Below are 17,412 nucleotides of genomic sequence, written 5' to 3'. Positions count from 1 at the left end.
TTTCTCTAGTTTTTTCGCCTACTGCTTACTGCGGGTGCTGCGGTGTCGCGGTAAATCTTTAGAAATTGCCTTTGACCCAAGCCTGCAACCGCTCGAACAACGGCGCTTTGGCTTCGTCGTCACTGCGGTAGCTGTCGCGGATGCTCGGGCCCGACAGGGAAATGCCATCGGTCTGCTTTTGCAGCCCGTACAACAGCAAGCCCACACCGGTGGAATAAATCGGGTTGCGCACGACGTCGCCAAGGCCTTTCACGCCATGGGGCACGCCCAGGCGCACAGGCATGTGGAAGATCTCTTCGGCCAGTTCGACCGCGCCTTCCATCTTCGAGGTGCCACCGGTCAGCACGATGCCGGCCGGGATCAGATCTTCGTAGCCGCTGCGACGCAGTTCAGCCTGGATCAGGGTGAACAGTTCGTCGTAGCGCGGCTCGACCACTTCGGCCAGCGCCTGGCGCGACAGTTCGCGCGGTGGACGGTCGCCCACGCTTGGCACCTTGATGGTCTCGCCGGCACCGGCCAGTTTGGCCAGGGCACAGGCGTAGCGGATCTTGATTTCTTCGGCGTACTGGGTCGGTGTACGCAACGCCATGGCGATGTCGTTGGTGACCTGGTCGCCGGCAATCGGGATCACCGCGGTGTGACGGATCGCACCCTCGGTGAAGATCGCGATGTCGGTGGTGCCGCCGCCGATGTCCACCAGGCACACGCCCAGCTCTTTTTCGTCGTCGGTGAGTACCGAGTAGGCCGAAGCCAACTGCTCGAGAATGATGTCGTCGATTTCCAGGCCGCAACGGCGCACGCATTTTTCAATGTTCTGTGCGGCGTTGACGGCGCAGGTCACCACGTGAACCTTGGCTTCCAGACGTACGCCCGACATGCCCAGGGGCTCGCGCACGCCTTCCTGGTTATCGATCACGTAGTCCTGCGGCAGGGTGTGCAGCACGCGCTGGTCAGCCGGGATCGCCACGGCCTGGGCGGCGTCGAGGACGCGCTCAAGGTCGGCCGAGCTGACTTCACGGTCGCGGATCGCCACGATGCCATGGGAATTCAGGCTGCGGATATGGTTGCCGGCCACGCCGACAAACGCCGAGTGAATCCGGCAACCGGCCATCAGCTGCGCTTCTTCGATAGCGCGCTGGATCGATTGCACGGTGGACTCGATGTTCACCACCACGCCCTTCTTCAGGCCCCGGGACGGATGCGTGCCAATACCGACGATTTCGATCGCGCCGTCTTCCCCAACCTCGCCCACCAGCGCCACCACCTTGGAGGTGCCGATATCGAGACCGACGATCATTTTGCCGCTTTGCACGTTTGCCATGGGTCCTGCCTCTTCTTAATTCTTCGCGACAGCGGGTTGTGCTGCCGTGGGCGCGGCCGGTGCACGCCAGCCGACGGCCAGGCCGTTGGCGTAACGCAGGTCGACGCTCGCAATGTTCGTAATCTGTTCTTTCAAGGTTTTTTCATAGATGGCAATAAAGCGGCGCATCTTTTCCACCAAGCGGTCGCGTCCCAGCAACAACTCGATGCCCGGGCCGGAACTGCCTGCCCCGGTCGTCAAAAACCAGCTGCCCCGTTCACGCAGTTCCAGGCGTGCAATGGAGAAGCCCAGTGGCCGCAGCATCTGGCTCAAGGCCTGGTACTGCTGCATCACTTGCTGCTGCGCCCGCTGCGGCCCGAACAGCTGCGGCAGGTGCTCATAGTTGGCCAGCTCACGCGGGGTGAACGCCTGGCCCTGGTTGTTCAACAGCGCTTCATCACCCCAACGGGCCACGGGCAGCTGTTCTTCCAGGCGGATCGTGACCTGGTCGGGCCATACGCGGCGCACTTCGGCGTGGGCGATCCACGGCATCTGTTCCAGCTCCGAGCGCATGCCGGCCAGGTCGATGGTAAAGAAGCTCGCCGCCAGGTACGGGCCGATGCGCTGCTGTACCGCCTGCTGGCTGATGTAGCTCAAGTCGCCCTGCACGCTGATCTTGGTGATCGGCCGGTCGGCATACGGCAGCAGGCGTTGCGCGCCTTCGTAGGTACCGAAGCCCAGCACCACCAGCAATACCGGCCAGAACAGCGCCTTGATAAAGCCAAAGTTGGCTTTGGGCAGGCGCGCCGACATCGGCTCTTTGGCCACCATGCGGCTGGCACCCCGTGGCACCGGCTTGCGGCTCGGTGCTTGTGGGGGCTGATGACGAAGCGATGCGCCTTTCATGTCTTAGCCTCGTGACTCGATACTTGCCGCCAGGATCGCCAGCACCAACTGCTGAAAATCCAGGCCGGCTGCGCGAGCGGCCATCGGCACCAGGCTGTGGTCGGTCATCCCCGGTGCGGTGTTGACTTCAAGGAACCAGAAATCCCCTTGGTCATCCTGCATCACGTCTGCCCGCGCCCAACCGGCGATACCCAACGCCTCACAGGCTTTCGCCGTGAGGTCCATCAATTGCTGTTCCTTGGTTGCTTCGAGGCCACATGGAATCCGGTACTGGGTATCGGAAGCCAGGTACTTGGCGTCGTAGTCATAAAAGGTGTGGGGCGTACCCAAGGCGATGGGCGGCAATACCTGGCCACGCAGGGTGGCGATGGTGTACTCGGGACCGGAAATCCACTGTTCGACCAACACTTGCGAATCGTAGGTACTTGCCGCTTTCCATGCGTCGATCAATTCGGCGGCCGAGTTCACTTTAGCCATGCCGATACTGGAGCCTTCATGGGCTGGTTTGACGATCAAAGGCAGGCCCAGTTCCTTGGCCGCAGAAATACAATCGTCTTCGCTGCACAGCACGGCGTGACGCGGGGTCGGAATACCCAGGCTGTGCCACACCTGCTTGGTGCGCAATTTGTCCATCGCCAGCGCGGAAGCGAGGATACCGCTACCGGTGTAGGGGATGCCGGCACATTCGAGCAGGCCTTGCATGCTGCCGTCTTCACCGCCACGACCATGGAGGATGATGAAGGCGCGGTCGATCTTCTCGGCTTGCAGACGGGCGAGGAAGTCATCGCCGACGTCGATGCCAAAGGCGTTCACACCGGCACTTTGCAGCGCCTGGAGCACGGCATTACCGGACTTGAGCGACACTTCGCGTTCAGCGCTCTTGCCGCCGAACAGCACGGCGACGCGACCGAAATCGGCAGGCGCGACAGTGGAAAACAGGGAGCCGTAGTCAGTGATCATTTCGACGCCCCCTTTGCCACGGCTGCAAACAGCGGGCTCGCCAGCAACTTGGGCGCAAGGCCACCGATATCACCGGCACCCTGGCACAGCAGGATGTCGCCGGCGCGCAGCAACGGCTTGACGATAGGGGCCAGGTCGACGCCACGCTCGATGTAGATCGGGTCCAGTTGGCCACGCTGGCGGATGCTGTTGCACAGCTTGCGGCTGTCAGCGCCCGGGATCGGTTCTTCACCGGCCGGGTAAACCTCCATCAGCAGCAGCACGTTGGCATCGGCCAGTACATTGACGAAATCGTCGTACAGGTCGCGGGTACGGCTATAGCGGTGCGGCTGGTAAACCATCACCAGACGACGCTCCGGCCAGCCGCCGCGCACGGCCTTGATCACAGCGGCAACTTCGGTCGGGTGGTGACCGTAGTCGTCCACCAGCATCACGTCACCGCCTTCAACCGGCAACTGGCCGTAGACCTGGAAGCGACGGCCGACACCGGCAAAGCGCGACAGCCCTTCGACGATGGCTTCGTCGCTGACACCCTCATCGGTGGCGATGCAGATGGTCGCCAGGGAGTTCAGCACGTTGTGGTTGCCCGGCATGTTCACCGAGACATCCAGCGGTTCGCGGTCAGGACGCAGCACGGTGAAGAAGGTTTGCATGCCTTCCTGGCGTACATTGATTGCGCGCACATCGGCGTCTTCGCTGAAGCCGTAGGTCACGGTCGGACGCTTGACCTGCGGCAGGATTTCACGCACCACCGGATCGTCCAGGCACACCACCGCCAGACCGTAGAACGGCAGGTTGTGCAGGAAGTCGACGAAGGTTTTCTTCAGTTTATTGAAGTCACCGTCGTAGGTCGCCATGTGGTCTTCGTCGATGTTGGTGACGACGGCGACCAGCGGTTGCAGGTGCAGGAAGCTCGCATCGCTCTCATCGGCTTCGGCGATCAGATAGCGGCTGGTGCCGAGCTGGGCATTGGTGCCGGCTGCATTCAGGCGGCCACCGATGACGAACGTCGGGTCCAGGCCACCGGCGGCGAACACCGAGGCGATCAGGCTGGTGGTGGTGGTCTTGCCATGGGTACCGGCGACGGCGATGCCGTGGCGATAGCGCATCAGTTCGGCGAGCATCTCGGCACGCGGCACCACCGGGATACGGCGTTCAAGGGCGGTGGCCACTTCCGGGTTGGAGGTGTTCACGGCACTGGACACCACCAGCACATCGGCCTCGGCAGCGTTCTCGGCACGGTGGCCGATAAAGATCTGCGCACCGAAGGACTTCAGGCGCTCGGTGACCGGCGACTCTTTCAAGTCCGAGCCGGACACCTGGTAGCCCAGGTTCAGCAGTACTTCGGCGATGCCGCACATGCCCACACCGCCGATACCGACGAAATGAATGCGACGGATGCGGCGCATCTCGGGTTGCGGCATGGCTTTCTGATTCTCAACCATGGGCCACCTCCAGGCAGATATCGACCACGGTGCGGGTTGCGTCAGGTTTGGCCAGGCGGCTTGCGGTGCTCGCCATGCTGTTGAGTCGTTCCGGTTGCATCAAAACCTCGGTCAGGCGTGCGGCCAAATCGGCGGCGCCAGTCGTTCTTTGCGGCAGCAGGAAGGCAGCGCCCTCCCCGGCCAAATATTCGGCGTTGCGGGTCTGGTGATCGTCGATCGCATGGGGCAAAGGCACCAGCAACGACGGCAGACCGGCAGCGGCCAGTTCACTGACGGTCAGCGCACCAGCGCGGCAGACCACCAGGTCGGCCCAGCCATAGGCTTGGGCCATGTCTTTGATGAAGGGCTGTACATTGGCCTCCACACCGGCCTCGCGATAACGCGTGGCGGTGACTTCATCATGGTTCTTGCCGGCCTGGTGGAAGATCTCCGGGCGCACATCCTCAGGAAGTTGCGCAACGGCTTCAGGCAGCAATTTGTTCAGTGGCTCGGCGCCCAGGCTTCCGCCCAGGATCAGCAGGTGCGCCTTGCGCCCGGCCAGAGCGTCACGCGCAATGGCCATGAACAGTTCGGTACGCACTGGGTTACCGGTGGTACGAAGCTTGTCCGAGGCAGCGAAGGTTTTCGGGAAGGCTTCACACACCCGCGATGCCAACGGCACCAGCAGACGGTTGGCAGTCCCGGCGACGGCGTTCTGTTCGTGCACGATCACCGGTACGCCAGCGAGCTTCGCCGCGACGCCACCAGGGCCGGTCACATAACCGCCGAAACCGAGCACACACACCGGCTTCAGTTCGCGGATGATCCTGCGTGCCTGCATGACCGCCTTGAGCAACACGAACGGCGCCTTGAGCAGGGACAACTTGCTCTTGCCACGCAGGCCGGTGACGTTGATCAGATGCAGGGGCAAACCGGCATTGGGCACCAATTCGTTTTCAATGCCACGGGGCGTACCCAACCAGTGCACGGTATAGCCGCGGTTCTGGAATTCACGGGCGCAAGCCAGGGCCGGGAACACATGCCCCCCGGTGCCGCCAGCCATGATCAACACGTTAGCGCCCATGGGTCGGCTCCTCGGCGAAGTCGCTTTCGCTGAACTCCATCTCTTCGCTGCCCAAGTGGGTTCGACTCTCCCACTCGATACGCAGCAACAAGCCAAGACAGGCGCAGCAGATCACCAACGAACTGCCACCGTAACTGAGGAACGGCAAGGTCAGGCCCTTGGTCGGCAGCAGGCCGACGTTCACGCCGATGTTGATCAGGAACTGGCCGATCCACAGGAATGCCAGCCCGTAGGCAACGTAGGCGGCAAAGAACTGCTTGGCCTTCTCGGCCCACAGACCGATGTACATGGCGCGTACACAGACGAATACGAACAGGCCGACAGTGCACAGCGAACCCACGACACCCAGCTCTTCGGCGAGTACCGAGAACACGAAGTCGGTGTGGGCTTCGGGCAGGTAGAACTGCTTCTGCACGCTGTTGCCCAGGCCCACGCCCAGCCACTCGCCGCGACCGAAGGCAATCAGCGCCTGGGTCAACTGGTAGCCGGAACCGAACTGATCGGACCAGGGGTCGGTGAAGGTAATCAGACGGGCCATCCGGTAAGGTTGCGCCTGTACCAGAATGGTCACCGCCGCGACTGCCAGCACCACCATCAAGGTGAAGCGGAACAGGCCGACGCCGCCGAGGAACAGCATGGCCGCCGCAGCGCCCATCATGACCACGGTGGCACCGAAGTCGGGCTCCATCAGCAACAGCCCGGCCATGGGCAGCAGCACGATGAAGGGTTTGAAGAAGCCCATCCAGCTTTCGCGCACTTCTTTCTGACGGCGTACCAGGTAACCGGCCAGGTAGATCACCACGAACACTTTGGCAATCTCCGAGGGCTGCACGTTGAACGCGCCGAAGCCGATCCAGCGCATCGAACCGTTCACCTCGCGGCCGATGCCGGGCACGATCACCATCACCAGCAAACCGAACGCGCCGATCAGCATCAGCCAGCCCAGACGCTGCCAGGTGGCGATAGGAATCATCATGGTGACGATGCACGCGCCGAGGCCGATCACCAGATACACCAGGTGACGGATCATCATGTAAAGGGTATTGCCCGACTGCACGGCAGCCACTTCGGAGGATGCCGAAGTGATCATCACCAGGCCCAGGCCGAGCAGCGCGAGGCACCCGGCGAGCATTGGGAAATCGAGGTCGATGCCGCGCCCGGTAATGATCGGCGACGGGTACGGCTTGATGATGTTTTTCAGGTTGAGGCTCATGCCAAGGCCTCCACGGCGCGGGCGAACAGCTGACCGCGCTCTTCGTAATTCTTGAACATGTCGAAACTGGCGCAGGCCGGCGACAGCAACACCGCGTCACCCGGCTGGGCCAGGGCTTTGCAGTGGGCAATGGCGTCATCCAGCGAAGTCGCGCGTACTTGCGGCACCGCGTCGCCGAGGGCGGCGGCAATCAGGTCCGAATCGCGACCCATCAGCACCACAGCGCGGCAATGGGCGGCGACCGGATTTGCAAGGTCCTTGAAGTCGGCGCCCTTGCCATCACCACCAGCGATCAGCACCAGCTTGCCGTCGATATCGGCACCCAGGCCCTCGATGGCAGCCAGGGCGGCACCGACGTTGGTGGCCTTGGAGTCGTTGTAGTAGCTCACGCCATTGAGGTCGCGTACCCACTGGCAGCGATGCTCAAGGCCAGCGAACGTACGCAGGCTGGCGAGCATGGCGTCGAATGGCAGGCCAACCGCATGACCGAGCGCCAGTGCAGCCAGGGCATTGGACTGGTTATGTGCGCCACGGATCTTCAGTTCGCGTACCGGCATCAGGTTCTGGAATTCGAAGGCCAGGTACTTCTCGCCGTTCTCTTCGCGAATGCCGAAGCCTTTGAAATCGGGTTTGCCCAGGCCGAAAGTCCAGCAAGGCATGCCCTCGCCCATCAGCGGACGGCTCAGGGCATCCTGGCGATTGACTACAAATTGCCTGGCGCCACGGAAGATCCGGTGCTTGGCCAAGTGATAAGCCGGCAGGCCGCTGTAGCGGTCCATATGGTCTTCGCTGACATTCAGCACGGTGGCCACTTCAGCGCCGAGATCGTGGGTGGTTTCCAGCTGGAAGCTCGACAACTCCATCACGTACAACTCGACGTCGTCGCTGAGCAGGTCCAACGCCGGCACACCGAGATTGCCGCCCACAGCCACGCGCTTGCCGGCCGCAGCCGCCATTTCGCCGACCAGGGTGGTCACGGTGCTCTTCGCGTTGGAACCGCTGATGGCCACGATCGGCGCCTTGGCGTTACGCGCAAACAGATCGATATCGCCGGACAGCTTGACGCCACGCGCTGCGGCAGCTTGCAGGGCGGGCGTAGCCAGGGCCAGGCCGGGGCTCACGTAGAGCTCATCGGCACGGCACAGAAACTCGACATCCAACTCGCCACAACGCACTTCCACGTGCGGGTAGTCACGGCGCAGCGTGACCAGCTCCGGTGGATTTTCCCGCGTGTCGGCCACGGCGAACGACGTGCCCCGGTTCGCCAGGAAGCGAACCAGGGACATGCCGCTCTTGCCGAGGCCGACAACGATGCGGAAGTGGTCTGAAGCGATCAGGGACACTCGTTTCTACCTCAGTTTCAGGGTGGCAAGGCCGACCAGTACCAGAATCACGGTGATGATCCAGAAACGGACGATCACACGTGGCTCGGGCCAGCCCTTGAGTTCAAAGTGGTGGTGGATCGGCGCCATGCGGAACACACGACGCCCGGTCAATTTGAAGGAAGCCACCTGGATGACCACCGACAGGGTTTCCATCACGAACACACCGCCCATGATGAACAGCACGATTTCCTGGCGAACGATCACCGCAATGGTGCCCAGGGCAGCGCCCAGCGCCAGCGCGCCGACGTCACCCATGAAGACTTGTGCCGGGTAGGTGTTGAACCACAGGAACCCCAGGCCGGCACCGATCAGCGCGCCGCAGAACACGATCAGCTCACCGGCGCCCGGTACGTAAGGGATCAGCAGGTATTCAGCGAATTTCACGTTACCCGACAGGTAGCAGAAGATGCCGAGTGCACCGCCAACCATCACCGTCGGCATGATCGCCAGGCCATCAAGGCCGTCGGTCAGGTTCACTGCGTTGCTGGAGCCGACGATCACGAAATAGGTCAGCACCACGAAGCCGACACCCAGTGGAATGCTTACATCCTTGAGCATCGGGATGATCAAGGTGGTTTCCACGGCGCTTGGCGCAGTGGTGTACAGGAAGACTGCCGCAGCGAGGCCGAACACCGACTGCCAGAAATACTTCCAGCGGCTTGGCAGCCCCTTGGAGTTTTTCTCGATCACTTTGCGGTAGTCATCCACCCAGCCGATGGCACCGAACAACAGGGTCACCAGCAGCACCACCCACACGTAGCGGTTATGCAGGTCGGCCCAGAGCAAGGTGCTGACGCCGATGGACGACAGGATCAGCGCACCGCCCATCGTCGGCGTGCCGGACTTGGACAGATGCGACTGCGGGCCGTCGTTACGAACCGATTGACCAATTTGCAGGTTCTGCAGGGTGCGGATCATCCACGGCCCCAGGAACAGTGACAAAGACAGCGCGGTCAGCACACCCAGGATCCCGCGCAGGGTCAGGTACTGAAAGACCGCGAAGCCTTTGTGGAACTGTTGCAGATACTCAGCCAGCAGCAGCAGCATTAATGTTTCTCCGTACTTGAGCCACACAAGGCTGCGACGACGTTTTCCATCACCGCGCTGCGCGATCCCTTGATCAAAATGGTTGTGTGTTTGTCGTGTTCAGTCGCCGTCAGCGCCTGGATCAATTCAGCTTGCGTCGCGAAATGCCGCGCACCGGGGCCAAAGGTGCTCACGGCGTGAGTCATGTTCGGGCCGACCGCGTAGAGCGCGTCGACCTTGCCGCTGGCGTAGGCACCCACTTCGCGATGGGACTGCTCGGCCCAGTCGCCCAGTTCGGCGATATCGCCCAGCACCAGTACTTTGCGGCCATCGAAACCCTTGAGCAGATCTATGGCGGCGCAGACCGAGGACTGATTGGCGTTGTAGGTGTCATCAATCACGCGCATGCCGTTGGCAGCCAATTGCGCCACGGTGCGGCCCTTGACCGGCTGCACCGCGCCCAGGCCCGTAGCGATACCGAACAGCGACACGCCCAGGGCATGGGCGGCGGCGGCGGCGGCCAGGGCGTTGGCAACGTTATGGTTGCCCAGCAGGTTCAACTGCACGTGTTCGCTGCCTTGCGGGGTATGCAAGGTGAAAGACGGGCAACCGCGGGCGTCAACGGTGATATTTGAAGCATGGAAGTCGGCCGCGGCATTGAGCACCGCAAACGTCAGCACCTTGCGACCAGCGGCGCGTACACGCCAGGTCTCGAAAGCCTTGTCGTCCAGGTTCAGCACAGCGGTGCCCGAGGCGTCGAGCCCTTCAAGGATTTCACCCTTGGCTTCGACGATTTTTTCCGGGCCGCCGAACTCGCCGACATGGGCGGTACCGGCATTGTTGATGATCGCCACGTGAGGCTTGGTCAGCGCCACGGTGTAGGCGATTTCGCCGATGCGCGAAGCCCCCAGCTCGATCACGGCTGCCGTGTGCTCCGGGGCCAGCTCGAGCAGGGTCAGCGGTGCGCCGAAATCATTGTTGAGGTTGCCACGAGTCGCGAGCACTGGCCCGCGCGTACGCAGGACGCCGGCAAGCAGTTCCTTGACCGTGGTCTTGCCGCTGGAGCCGGTAATGGCCGCCACCGGCTTGTCAAAAGCCGCGCGGTTGAGCGCACCCAGTTGGCCCAGGGCCAGGCGGGTATCGGCAACCAGCAATTGCGGCAAGGTGGAGTCGGCCACTTCACGCTGTACCAAGGCACCGACGGCACCTTTGGCGGCGACTTCGTTCAGGTAGTCGTGACCATCGAAGCGCGGGCCTGCCAGGGCGACAAACAACTGCCCAGGCTGAATGTTGCGGCTGTCGATACTCACGCCGTTGAAGGTGCAATCGCTCGACACTACGCGGGCCGACAGGGCCTGGGTGAGTTCGCTGAACTGCATGACTTTAAGCATGGGCGACCTCCCAGGCAGTCAAGGCGTGATCAGCCTCGATCAGATCGGAGAAGGCATGGCGCTCGCCGTTGATTTCCTGGTAGTCCTCGTGCCCCTTGCCCGCCAGCACCACCACATCGTCAGCGCTGGCGCTGGCAATCAGTTGGGCAATGGCGGCACCACGACCGGCAACGAAGGTGGCCTTGGAGGCATCTTTGAAGCCGACACGGATGTCATCGAAAATCTGGCTTGGGTCTTCGCTGCGCGGGTTGTCGTCGGTGACGAGTACGCCGTCGGCCAAACGCTCGACAATCTCGGCCATCAACGGACGCTTGCCGCGATCGCGATCACCGCCGCAGCCGAACAGGCAGAGCAATTTGCCCTTGGCATGTGGGCGCAGCGCTTCGAGAACTTTTTCCAGGGCATCCGGGGTATGGGCGTAATCGACCACCACCAGCGGCTGCTTGCCGCCACCCAGGCGCTGCATACGGCCAGCCGGGCCCTCAAGCTTGGGCAGTACGCGCAGGATTTCATCCAGGGCGTAATCCAGCCCCAGCAGCGCGCCGATGGCAGCAAGTACGTTGCTCAGGTTGAAGCGGCCGAGCAAGGTACTGCGCAAGTGGTGTTCGCCCTGGGGCGTGACCAACGTGGCGCGTACGCCCTCGTCATTGAACTGGGCTTCGCGGCAATACAGGTAGGCACTGGAATCTTTCAGGCTATAGCTGATCAGGCGTGCTTCGCTTTCTTCGCCAGCCAGTTGACGGCCAAATGCGTCGTCCAGGTTGATCACTCGGCACTTCAGGTCATTCCAGGCAAACAGCTTGGCCTTGGCGGCGGCGTACGCCTCCATGGTGCCGTGGTAGTCGAGGTGATCACGGGACAGGTTGGTCATCACCGCAACGTCAAAGGCCAGGGCAGCCACTCGCCCCTGATCCAGACCATGTGAGGAAACTTCCATTGCAACCGCCTTGGCGCCGGCCTTTTTCAGGTCGGCCAGGGTCGCTTGCACGGCAATCGGGTTCGGCGTGGTGTGCAGGCCGCTTTGCAGCGCACCATAAAAGCCAGTGCCCAGGGTGCCGACGATGCCGCAGTGCTGGCCCAAAAGGTCAAGGGCCTGGGCGACCAACTGGGTCACGCTGGTCTTGCCATTGGTGCCGGTCACGCCGATCAGGTTGAGCTGGCGGCTCGGGTCGCCGTAAAAACGCCCGGCGATGTCAGAGAGCTGCGCAGCCAGGCCCTTGACTGGAATCAACGGCACGTCGGTGATCGGCAGCACAGTGGCGCCTTCCACTTCATAGGCCACAGCCGCCGCGCCGCGTTGCAGGGCGTCTGCGATATGCGCACGACCGTCGAACTTGCCGCCAGGCACCGCCAGGAACAGGTCACCGGCGCGTACGTTGCGGCTGTCCAGGCTCAATTCGCGAATCAGCAGATCGCGGCCGGCATGGGCAAAAATCTTGTTGAGGCTCAGAGACATCAGCCGCGCCCTCCATTGGCTTTGACAGCGGCGGCCGGTGGTCCGGCGTTGGCTTGTTGGGTCGGCGGCAGGTTGTCCGGCGTGATGTTCATCAGGCGCAGGGTGCCGGACATCACTTTGCTGAACACCGGCGCCGATACCAGGCCACCGAAGTAGCCGGCTTTACTCGGTTCGTCGATCACCACGACGATGGCGTAGCGCGGGTCGCTCATCGGGCCGAAGCCAGCGAACAGCGAGCGGTAGGAATTTTCGGCGTAGCCCTTGGTGCCTACCGATGTCTTGCGCGCAGTACCCGACTTGCCTGCCACGTGATATGCCGGCACCTGGGCACGGAACACCCCGCGTGGAGCTTCGATCACTTGTTGCAGCATGCCCTGGATGGTCTTGGCGACTTTTTCCGGAATGACCTGGTTGGCTTTCGGCGGTTCATCCACATGGATCAGGCTCAACGGCACCATGCGGCCGTTGTTGGCTAATACAGAGAACGCGTGGGCCAGCTGGATCGCAGTGACCGACAGGCCGTAGCCGTAGGACAGCGTGGCAGTCTCGGCCTTTCTCCACTCGCGGTAGTTCGGCAGGTTGCCCACGCGCTCACCCGGGAAATCGAGGCCGGTGGGTTGCCCCAGACCGATTTTTTGCGCCAGGTGATAGATCGTTTCGCCGCCAATGTCGAAGGCGACCTTACTCATGCCCACGTTACTGGAGTTGATCAGAATACCTGTCAGATCCAGCACCGGACCTTCGCTGCGGGATACGTCGCGAATGGTGTATTTGCCCAGTTGCAAGGTGCCTGGGTAAACCTCGACCTTGTCGGTAGGTTTCCAGCGCCCGGTTTCCAGAGCAGCGCTCATGGAGATGGCTTTCATGGTCGAACCCGGCTCGAACACGTCGATCATTGCGCGGTTACGCATCATCGCCGGCTGCAGGTTGCGACGGTTGTTGGGGTTATAGGTCGGCTGGTTGACCATGGCGAGGATCTCGCCGGTCTTCACGTCCATGATCACCAGGCTACCGGCCTTGGCGCCGTTCTCGATGATCGCGTTACGCAGTTCGCGGTTGGCCAGGTATTGCAGGCGCAGATCGATCGACAACGCCAGAGGCTTGCCGGCCTTGGCGTTTTTGGTGACCTGGACATCCTTGATCAGCCTGCCGCGCCGATCCTTGATGACCTGCCGCTTGCCCGGAACTCCGGCCAGCCATTCGTCGTACGCCAGCTCAACACCTTCGCGACCATGATCATCGATATCGGTAAAGCCGACCATGTGCGCGGTGGTTTCACCGGCCGGGTAGAAACGACGAAACTCCTCGATGCCGTAGACACCGGGGATTTTAAGGTCGAGCACCTGCTGGCCTTGCTCGGGGGTGAGCCCGCGAACCAGATAGATGAATTCCTTGTTGGCCTGGGCTTCGAGGCGATCGGTCAGGGCCTTGCGGTCCTGGCCAAGGGCGGCGGCCAGCTCGGGCCACTTGTCCTTGGCAACTTGCAGCTCTTTAGCGTTGGCCCACAGCGTCGTCACCGGGGTACTGACGGCCAGGGGCTCGCCATTGCGGTCGGTGATCAGGCCGCGGTGCGCAGGAATTGGAATATGCCGCAGGCTGCGGGCGTCACCCTGGCCGATCAGGAAGTCGCGGTCGACCACCTGCAGGTCGAAGATGCGCCAGACGATCGCACCCACCATCAATGCCAGCAAGCCGAGCATCAGGCGGAAGCGCCACGGGTAGAGTGCGCCTTCGAGCTTCATCATGGCGCCACCATGCGGACTTCGGCCGCGCCCGGGATGTGCATCTTCAGCTGCTCGGTAGCCAGCACTTCGATACGGCTGTGGGCTGTCCAGGTACTTTGTTCGAGGATCAACCGGCCCCACTCCGCCTGCGCCTTGTCACGCACGCTCAACTCCCCATACAGGGTATTGAGCAACTGGCGGTTCCAGTGGGCGCTGTAGGACACCGCAATCGCGGACACCAGCACGCCGACAAACAGCAGCAACATAAAGAAGCTGCCGCCCGGCAGGGGTTTGGCGAAAAGCTTGCTCACCGCAGCTTCTCCGCGACGCGCATGACGGCGCTACGGGAACGTGGGTTGGCCTTGAGTTCGGCTTCGGAAGCGAACTGCGCTTTGCCATGGATTTTGATTTTCGGCACAAAGGCTTCGAAACGTACCGGCAGGTTGCGCGGCAGGTTGTCGGACTCGCCCTTGACCAGACGACGCATGAACAGTTTGACGATGCGGTCTTCCAACGAGTGGAAGCTGATCACCACCAGGCGACCGCCCACTTCCAGAGCATCCAGAGCGGCTTCGAGGCCGGCTTCCAGATCACCCAATTCGTTGTTGACGTGAATGCGCAGGCCCTGGAACGCACGGGTTGCCGGGTTCTTGCCCTTTTCCCACGCAGGGTTGGCGACCTTCAGCACTTCAGCCAGGTCGGCGGTACGCTCGAATGGCTGGATTTCCCGACGCTCGACCACGGCACGCGCCATCCGGCCGGCGAAGCGTTCTTCACCGTATTCCTTGAATACGCGGGCGATTTCTTCCACCGGTGCAGTGGCGATGAACTGGGCAGCGCTGACCCCACGGGTGGGGTCCATGCGCATGTCCAGGGGGCCGTCGTTCATGAAGCTGAAGCCGCGCTCCGGGTCGTCGAGCTGCGGCGAAGACACGCCCAGGTCGAGCAAAACCCCGGCCACCTTGCCTGCCATGCCGCGCTCGGCGACTTCGGCACCCAGCTCGGCAAAGCTGCGCTGCACAACGACAAAGCGGCCGTCTTCGGCCGCTAGCGCTTGCCCGGTGGCAATCGCTTGAGGGTCCTTGTCGAACCCGAGGAGCTTACCGTCGGGCCCGAGCTGGCTGAGTATCAAACGACTATGCCCGCCCCTGCCGAAGGTGCCATCCAAATAGCAGCCATCCGCGCGTACGGCGAGAGCCTCAACGGCTTCGTCAAGCAGTACGGTGATGTGGTTAAAGCCGCTATCAATAGTCACAGGATCAAATCACGCAGTTCATCAGGCATGGCGCCCGGTTGTTGAATAGCAGCCAGGTCAGCTGCAGAAACAGCATCCCAGGCATCTTCGTCCCACAATTGGAACTTGTTCAGCTGGCCTACCAGCATTGCGCGCTTGTCGAGCTTGGCGTACTCGCGCAGACGCGGCGGCACCAGGAAACGACCGCTGCCATCGAGTTCAAGGTCAACGGCATTGCCGATCAGCAAACGCTGGAGGCGGCGGTTCTCTTCACGCAATGAAGGCAGCGCGCGCAACTTGGTTTCGATCAACTCCCACTCATCGAGAGGGTAAACGCACAAACAAGGGTCAACGGCGTCAATCGTGATGATTAACTGCCCTGAACTTCGCGAAATGAGCTCGTCACGATACCGGCTCGGCATGGCGAGACGGCCTTTTGCATCGAGACTGATAGCGTTAGCTCCGCGAAACACAGATGCGTTTCTCCAAATTTTAGCGTTTTACGTTCAAAAAACCCACTTTGTGCCACTTTCCGCCACTTGCGCACACTATAGGAATGCGCCTACCACACCGTCAAGGCGCGTATTCAAGGAAAAGCCTTACAGAACGGAGATTTAGGAAGGTAAAAGGAGGAGAAACGAGAGTTTGACGATGTTTTTGACTCAACAACGGCAAATAGCTCATGGAGCTACGACTTAAAGTTAAAGTGATTTATTAAGAGTAAGATTTTTTTGGTATTACGAAGACGCATCTGCCAATGATTTGGCAGGGAGGGATTCTTGCGTTACTACCGGGTTTGCGCACGAGATTCGAACGCAAGGAAAAAAGGTGGAGAGTCGATCTGTAAGCCGGGTTCTGTCTTGAACAGTCATTCGTCTACGATGGCCATCACTGGACATCTTTAGCAACCTACCCGGTCCCAGCGCGGGCCACGCCTTGGGACCCTATTTGGTCTTGCTCCAAGTGGGGTTTACCTAGCCACGAACTGTTGCCAGTCGTGCGGTGCGCTCTTACCGCACCTTTTCACCCTTACCGGCACCGAAGTGCTTAGGCGGTTATTTTCTGTGGCACTTTCCGTAGGCTCACGCCTCCCAGGCATTACCTGGCACTTCGCCCTATGGAGCCCGGACTTTCCTCCCCCCCCTAATTTTCATAGAGGGCAGCGACTGTCCAATCGACTCTCCGCCGCGCAGGTTAACGGCACGAAGGTCTGAGGACAAGTATTAAAGTGCAGCAGTGCCATCATGTTCGGACGAAATACAGATTCGGCCCCGGAACTATTCAGCCTTCTGTTTATCGAGCGCCACTTGATACAACACGTTTTTGCGCACCCCGGTAATTTCTGCGGCAAGGGCAGCGGCACGCTTGAGCGGCATTTCCTTGAGCAACAAATCGAGGATGCGCATGGCTTCGCTGCCCACGGCGTCTTCATTCTCCGGCGCACTCCAGCCCGCCACCAGCACCACACATTCGCCCCGCTGCTGATTGCTGTCGCCCTCGACAAACGCCCGCAACGCCTCCAGCGGCAGCCCCTTGAGGGTTTCGAAGGTCTTGGTCAACTCCCGGGCCAGCAACGCCAGGCGCTCGCCGCCGAACACCAGCTCCATATCCTGCAGGCATTCAAGGATGCGGTGCGGGGCTTCGTAGAAGATCAGGGTTCGCGGCTCTTCCTTCAGGGCCTGAAGGCGTGCGCGACGGCCGACGGCCTTGGCCGGCAGGAAACCCTCAAAAATAAACCGATCCGACGGCAAGCCTGCGGCAGATAATGCGGCAATCAGCGCGCACGCTCCCGGAACAGGCACTACATTGATACCAGCGGCGCGTGCCTGGCGGACCAGGTGGTATCCCGGATCGGAAATCAACGGCGTACCCGCATCGGAGATCAATGCCACGTCGTCACCGGCCAGCAAGCGGGTGATGAAACGGCTGCCTTCTTCGCGCTCGTTGTGCTCATGGCACGCCGCCAGTGGCGTGCTGATTCCAAAATGCTGCATCAACCGTTGGGAGTGTCGCGTGTCTTCCGCCGCGATCAATTTAACCTCGCGCAACACCTTCAGCGCCCGGGCACTGATGTCGTCCAGGTTGCCAATCGGCGTCGCCACCACAAAAAGCGAGCCAGCAGTGGAATTCAATGGACCTGGAGCAGTCAAAACGCACACCTCGATGGTTGGCAAAAGCCACATTGTAGCGCGTAGACGCCGGGAAAATATGCCATCACGGTGGATGCCGTTTCAGCCAGCATTGGTTAATCGCAACATTTGCACGACCTAAATCCACGGTTTCACGCCACTAACATCGCGCCTGGGCCA

At 61.4% G+C, this 17,412-nt stretch carries 15 protein-coding genes and 1 other RNA gene; all 16 read right to left on the bottom strand.

Going from position 1 to position 17,412, the window contains the following annotated elements; translation table 11 throughout:
* Positions 1 to 58 precede the first annotated feature (58 nt).
* Positions 59 to 1,321 carry a cell division protein FtsA gene (gene ftsA, locus IH404_RS06100; RefSeq protein WP_003188682.1) on the bottom strand — a complete coding sequence of 421 codons (1,263 nt, stop codon included), beginning with the start codon at positions 1,319 to 1,321 and terminating at the stop codon, positions 59 to 61.
* Between the two features lie 15 nt (positions 1,322 to 1,336).
* The gene (locus IH404_RS06095) at positions 1,337 to 2,206 is read right to left on the bottom strand and encodes a cell division protein FtsQ/DivIB (RefSeq protein WP_032803262.1); all 870 of its coding nucleotides are present in this window, start codon (positions 2,204 to 2,206) and stop codon (positions 1,337 to 1,339) included.
* A gap of 3 nt (positions 2,207 to 2,209) precedes the next feature.
* On the bottom strand, positions 2,210 to 3,166 hold the full coding sequence (locus IH404_RS06090; RefSeq protein ID WP_005784946.1) for a D-alanine--D-alanine ligase: 957 nt from the start codon (positions 3,164 to 3,166) through the stop codon (positions 2,210 to 2,212).
* Positions 3,163 to 4,611: a UDP-N-acetylmuramate--L-alanine ligase gene (murC, locus tag IH404_RS06085; protein ID WP_005784945.1), complete on the bottom strand. Its 1,449-nt coding sequence runs from the start codon at positions 4,609 to 4,611 to the stop codon at positions 3,163 to 3,165. Before murC ends, IH404_RS06090 begins: the two co-directional genes overlap by 4 nt.
* Positions 4,604 to 5,674 (bottom strand): undecaprenyldiphospho-muramoylpentapeptide beta-N-acetylglucosaminyltransferase, encoded by a 1,071-nt coding sequence (gene murG / locus IH404_RS06080; protein ID WP_005784943.1) that lies wholly within the window; start codon positions 5,672 to 5,674, stop codon positions 4,604 to 4,606. Before murG ends, murC begins: the two co-directional genes overlap by 8 nt.
* Complete coding sequence (gene ftsW / locus IH404_RS06075; RefSeq protein ID WP_164365925.1) at positions 5,664 to 6,875, bottom strand: putative lipid II flippase FtsW; 1,212 nt, start codon at positions 6,873 to 6,875, stop codon at positions 5,664 to 5,666. The genes murG and ftsW overlap by 11 nt, the downstream gene beginning before the upstream one ends.
* Positions 6,876 to 6,883: 8 nt before the next feature.
* The gene (gene murD, locus IH404_RS06070) at positions 6,884 to 8,230 is read right to left on the bottom strand and encodes a UDP-N-acetylmuramoyl-L-alanine--D-glutamate ligase (protein ID WP_005784940.1); all 1,347 of its coding nucleotides are present in this window, start codon (positions 8,228 to 8,230) and stop codon (positions 6,884 to 6,886) included.
* 6 nt (positions 8,231 to 8,236) lie between these two features.
* Entirely contained in the window at positions 8,237 to 9,319 is a 1,083-nt protein-coding gene (mraY, locus tag IH404_RS06065; protein WP_005784939.1) for a phospho-N-acetylmuramoyl-pentapeptide-transferase, read from the bottom strand.
* Positions 9,319 to 10,689, bottom strand: a complete 1,371-nt coding sequence (gene murF / locus IH404_RS06060; protein WP_005784937.1) for a UDP-N-acetylmuramoyl-tripeptide--D-alanyl-D-alanine ligase — start codon at positions 10,687 to 10,689, stop codon at positions 9,319 to 9,321. Before murF ends, mraY begins: the two co-directional genes overlap by 1 nt.
* Complete coding sequence (locus IH404_RS06055; RefSeq protein WP_194440144.1) at positions 10,682 to 12,145, bottom strand: UDP-N-acetylmuramoyl-L-alanyl-D-glutamate--2,6-diaminopimelate ligase; 1,464 nt, start codon at positions 12,143 to 12,145, stop codon at positions 10,682 to 10,684. Before IH404_RS06055 ends, murF begins: the two co-directional genes overlap by 8 nt.
* Positions 12,145 to 13,887 carry a penicillin-binding protein 2 gene (locus tag IH404_RS06050; protein ID WP_164699553.1) on the bottom strand — a complete coding sequence of 581 codons (1,743 nt, stop codon included), beginning with the start codon at positions 13,885 to 13,887 and terminating at the stop codon, positions 12,145 to 12,147. The genes IH404_RS06055 and IH404_RS06050 overlap by 1 nt, the downstream gene beginning before the upstream one ends.
* Complete coding sequence (gene ftsL / locus IH404_RS06045; RefSeq protein WP_003188663.1) at positions 13,887 to 14,180, bottom strand: cell division protein FtsL; 294 nt, start codon at positions 14,178 to 14,180, stop codon at positions 13,887 to 13,889. The genes IH404_RS06050 and ftsL overlap by 1 nt, the downstream gene beginning before the upstream one ends.
* Entirely contained in the window at positions 14,177 to 15,118 is a 942-nt protein-coding gene (gene rsmH, locus IH404_RS06040) for a 16S rRNA (cytosine(1402)-N(4))-methyltransferase RsmH (protein WP_087945273.1), read from the bottom strand. Before rsmH ends, ftsL begins: the two co-directional genes overlap by 4 nt.
* A gap of 2 nt (positions 15,119 to 15,120) precedes the next feature.
* Positions 15,121 to 15,576: a division/cell wall cluster transcriptional repressor MraZ gene (mraZ, locus tag IH404_RS06035; protein ID WP_003171868.1), complete on the bottom strand. Its 456-nt coding sequence runs from the start codon at positions 15,574 to 15,576 to the stop codon at positions 15,121 to 15,123.
* A gap of 355 nt (positions 15,577 to 15,931) precedes the next feature.
* Positions 15,932 to 16,285, bottom strand: an RNA gene (rnpB, locus tag IH404_RS06030) — RNase P RNA component class A.
* Positions 16,286 to 16,380: 95 nt separating this feature from the next.
* Positions 16,381 to 17,286, bottom strand: coding sequence for a 16S rRNA (cytidine(1402)-2'-O)-methyltransferase (rsmI, locus tag IH404_RS06025; RefSeq protein ID WP_164699512.1), 906 nt, complete (start codon positions 17,284 to 17,286; stop codon positions 16,381 to 16,383).
* Positions 17,287 to 17,412: the final 126 nt, after the last annotated feature.

Source organism: Pseudomonas sp. OST1909, assembly GCF_015277575.1.
In the GTDB taxonomy this organism is placed as follows: domain Bacteria; phylum Pseudomonadota; class Gammaproteobacteria; order Pseudomonadales; family Pseudomonadaceae; genus Aquipseudomonas; species Aquipseudomonas synxantha_A.
This window is presented reverse-complemented; position numbering and strand designations above follow the sequence as displayed.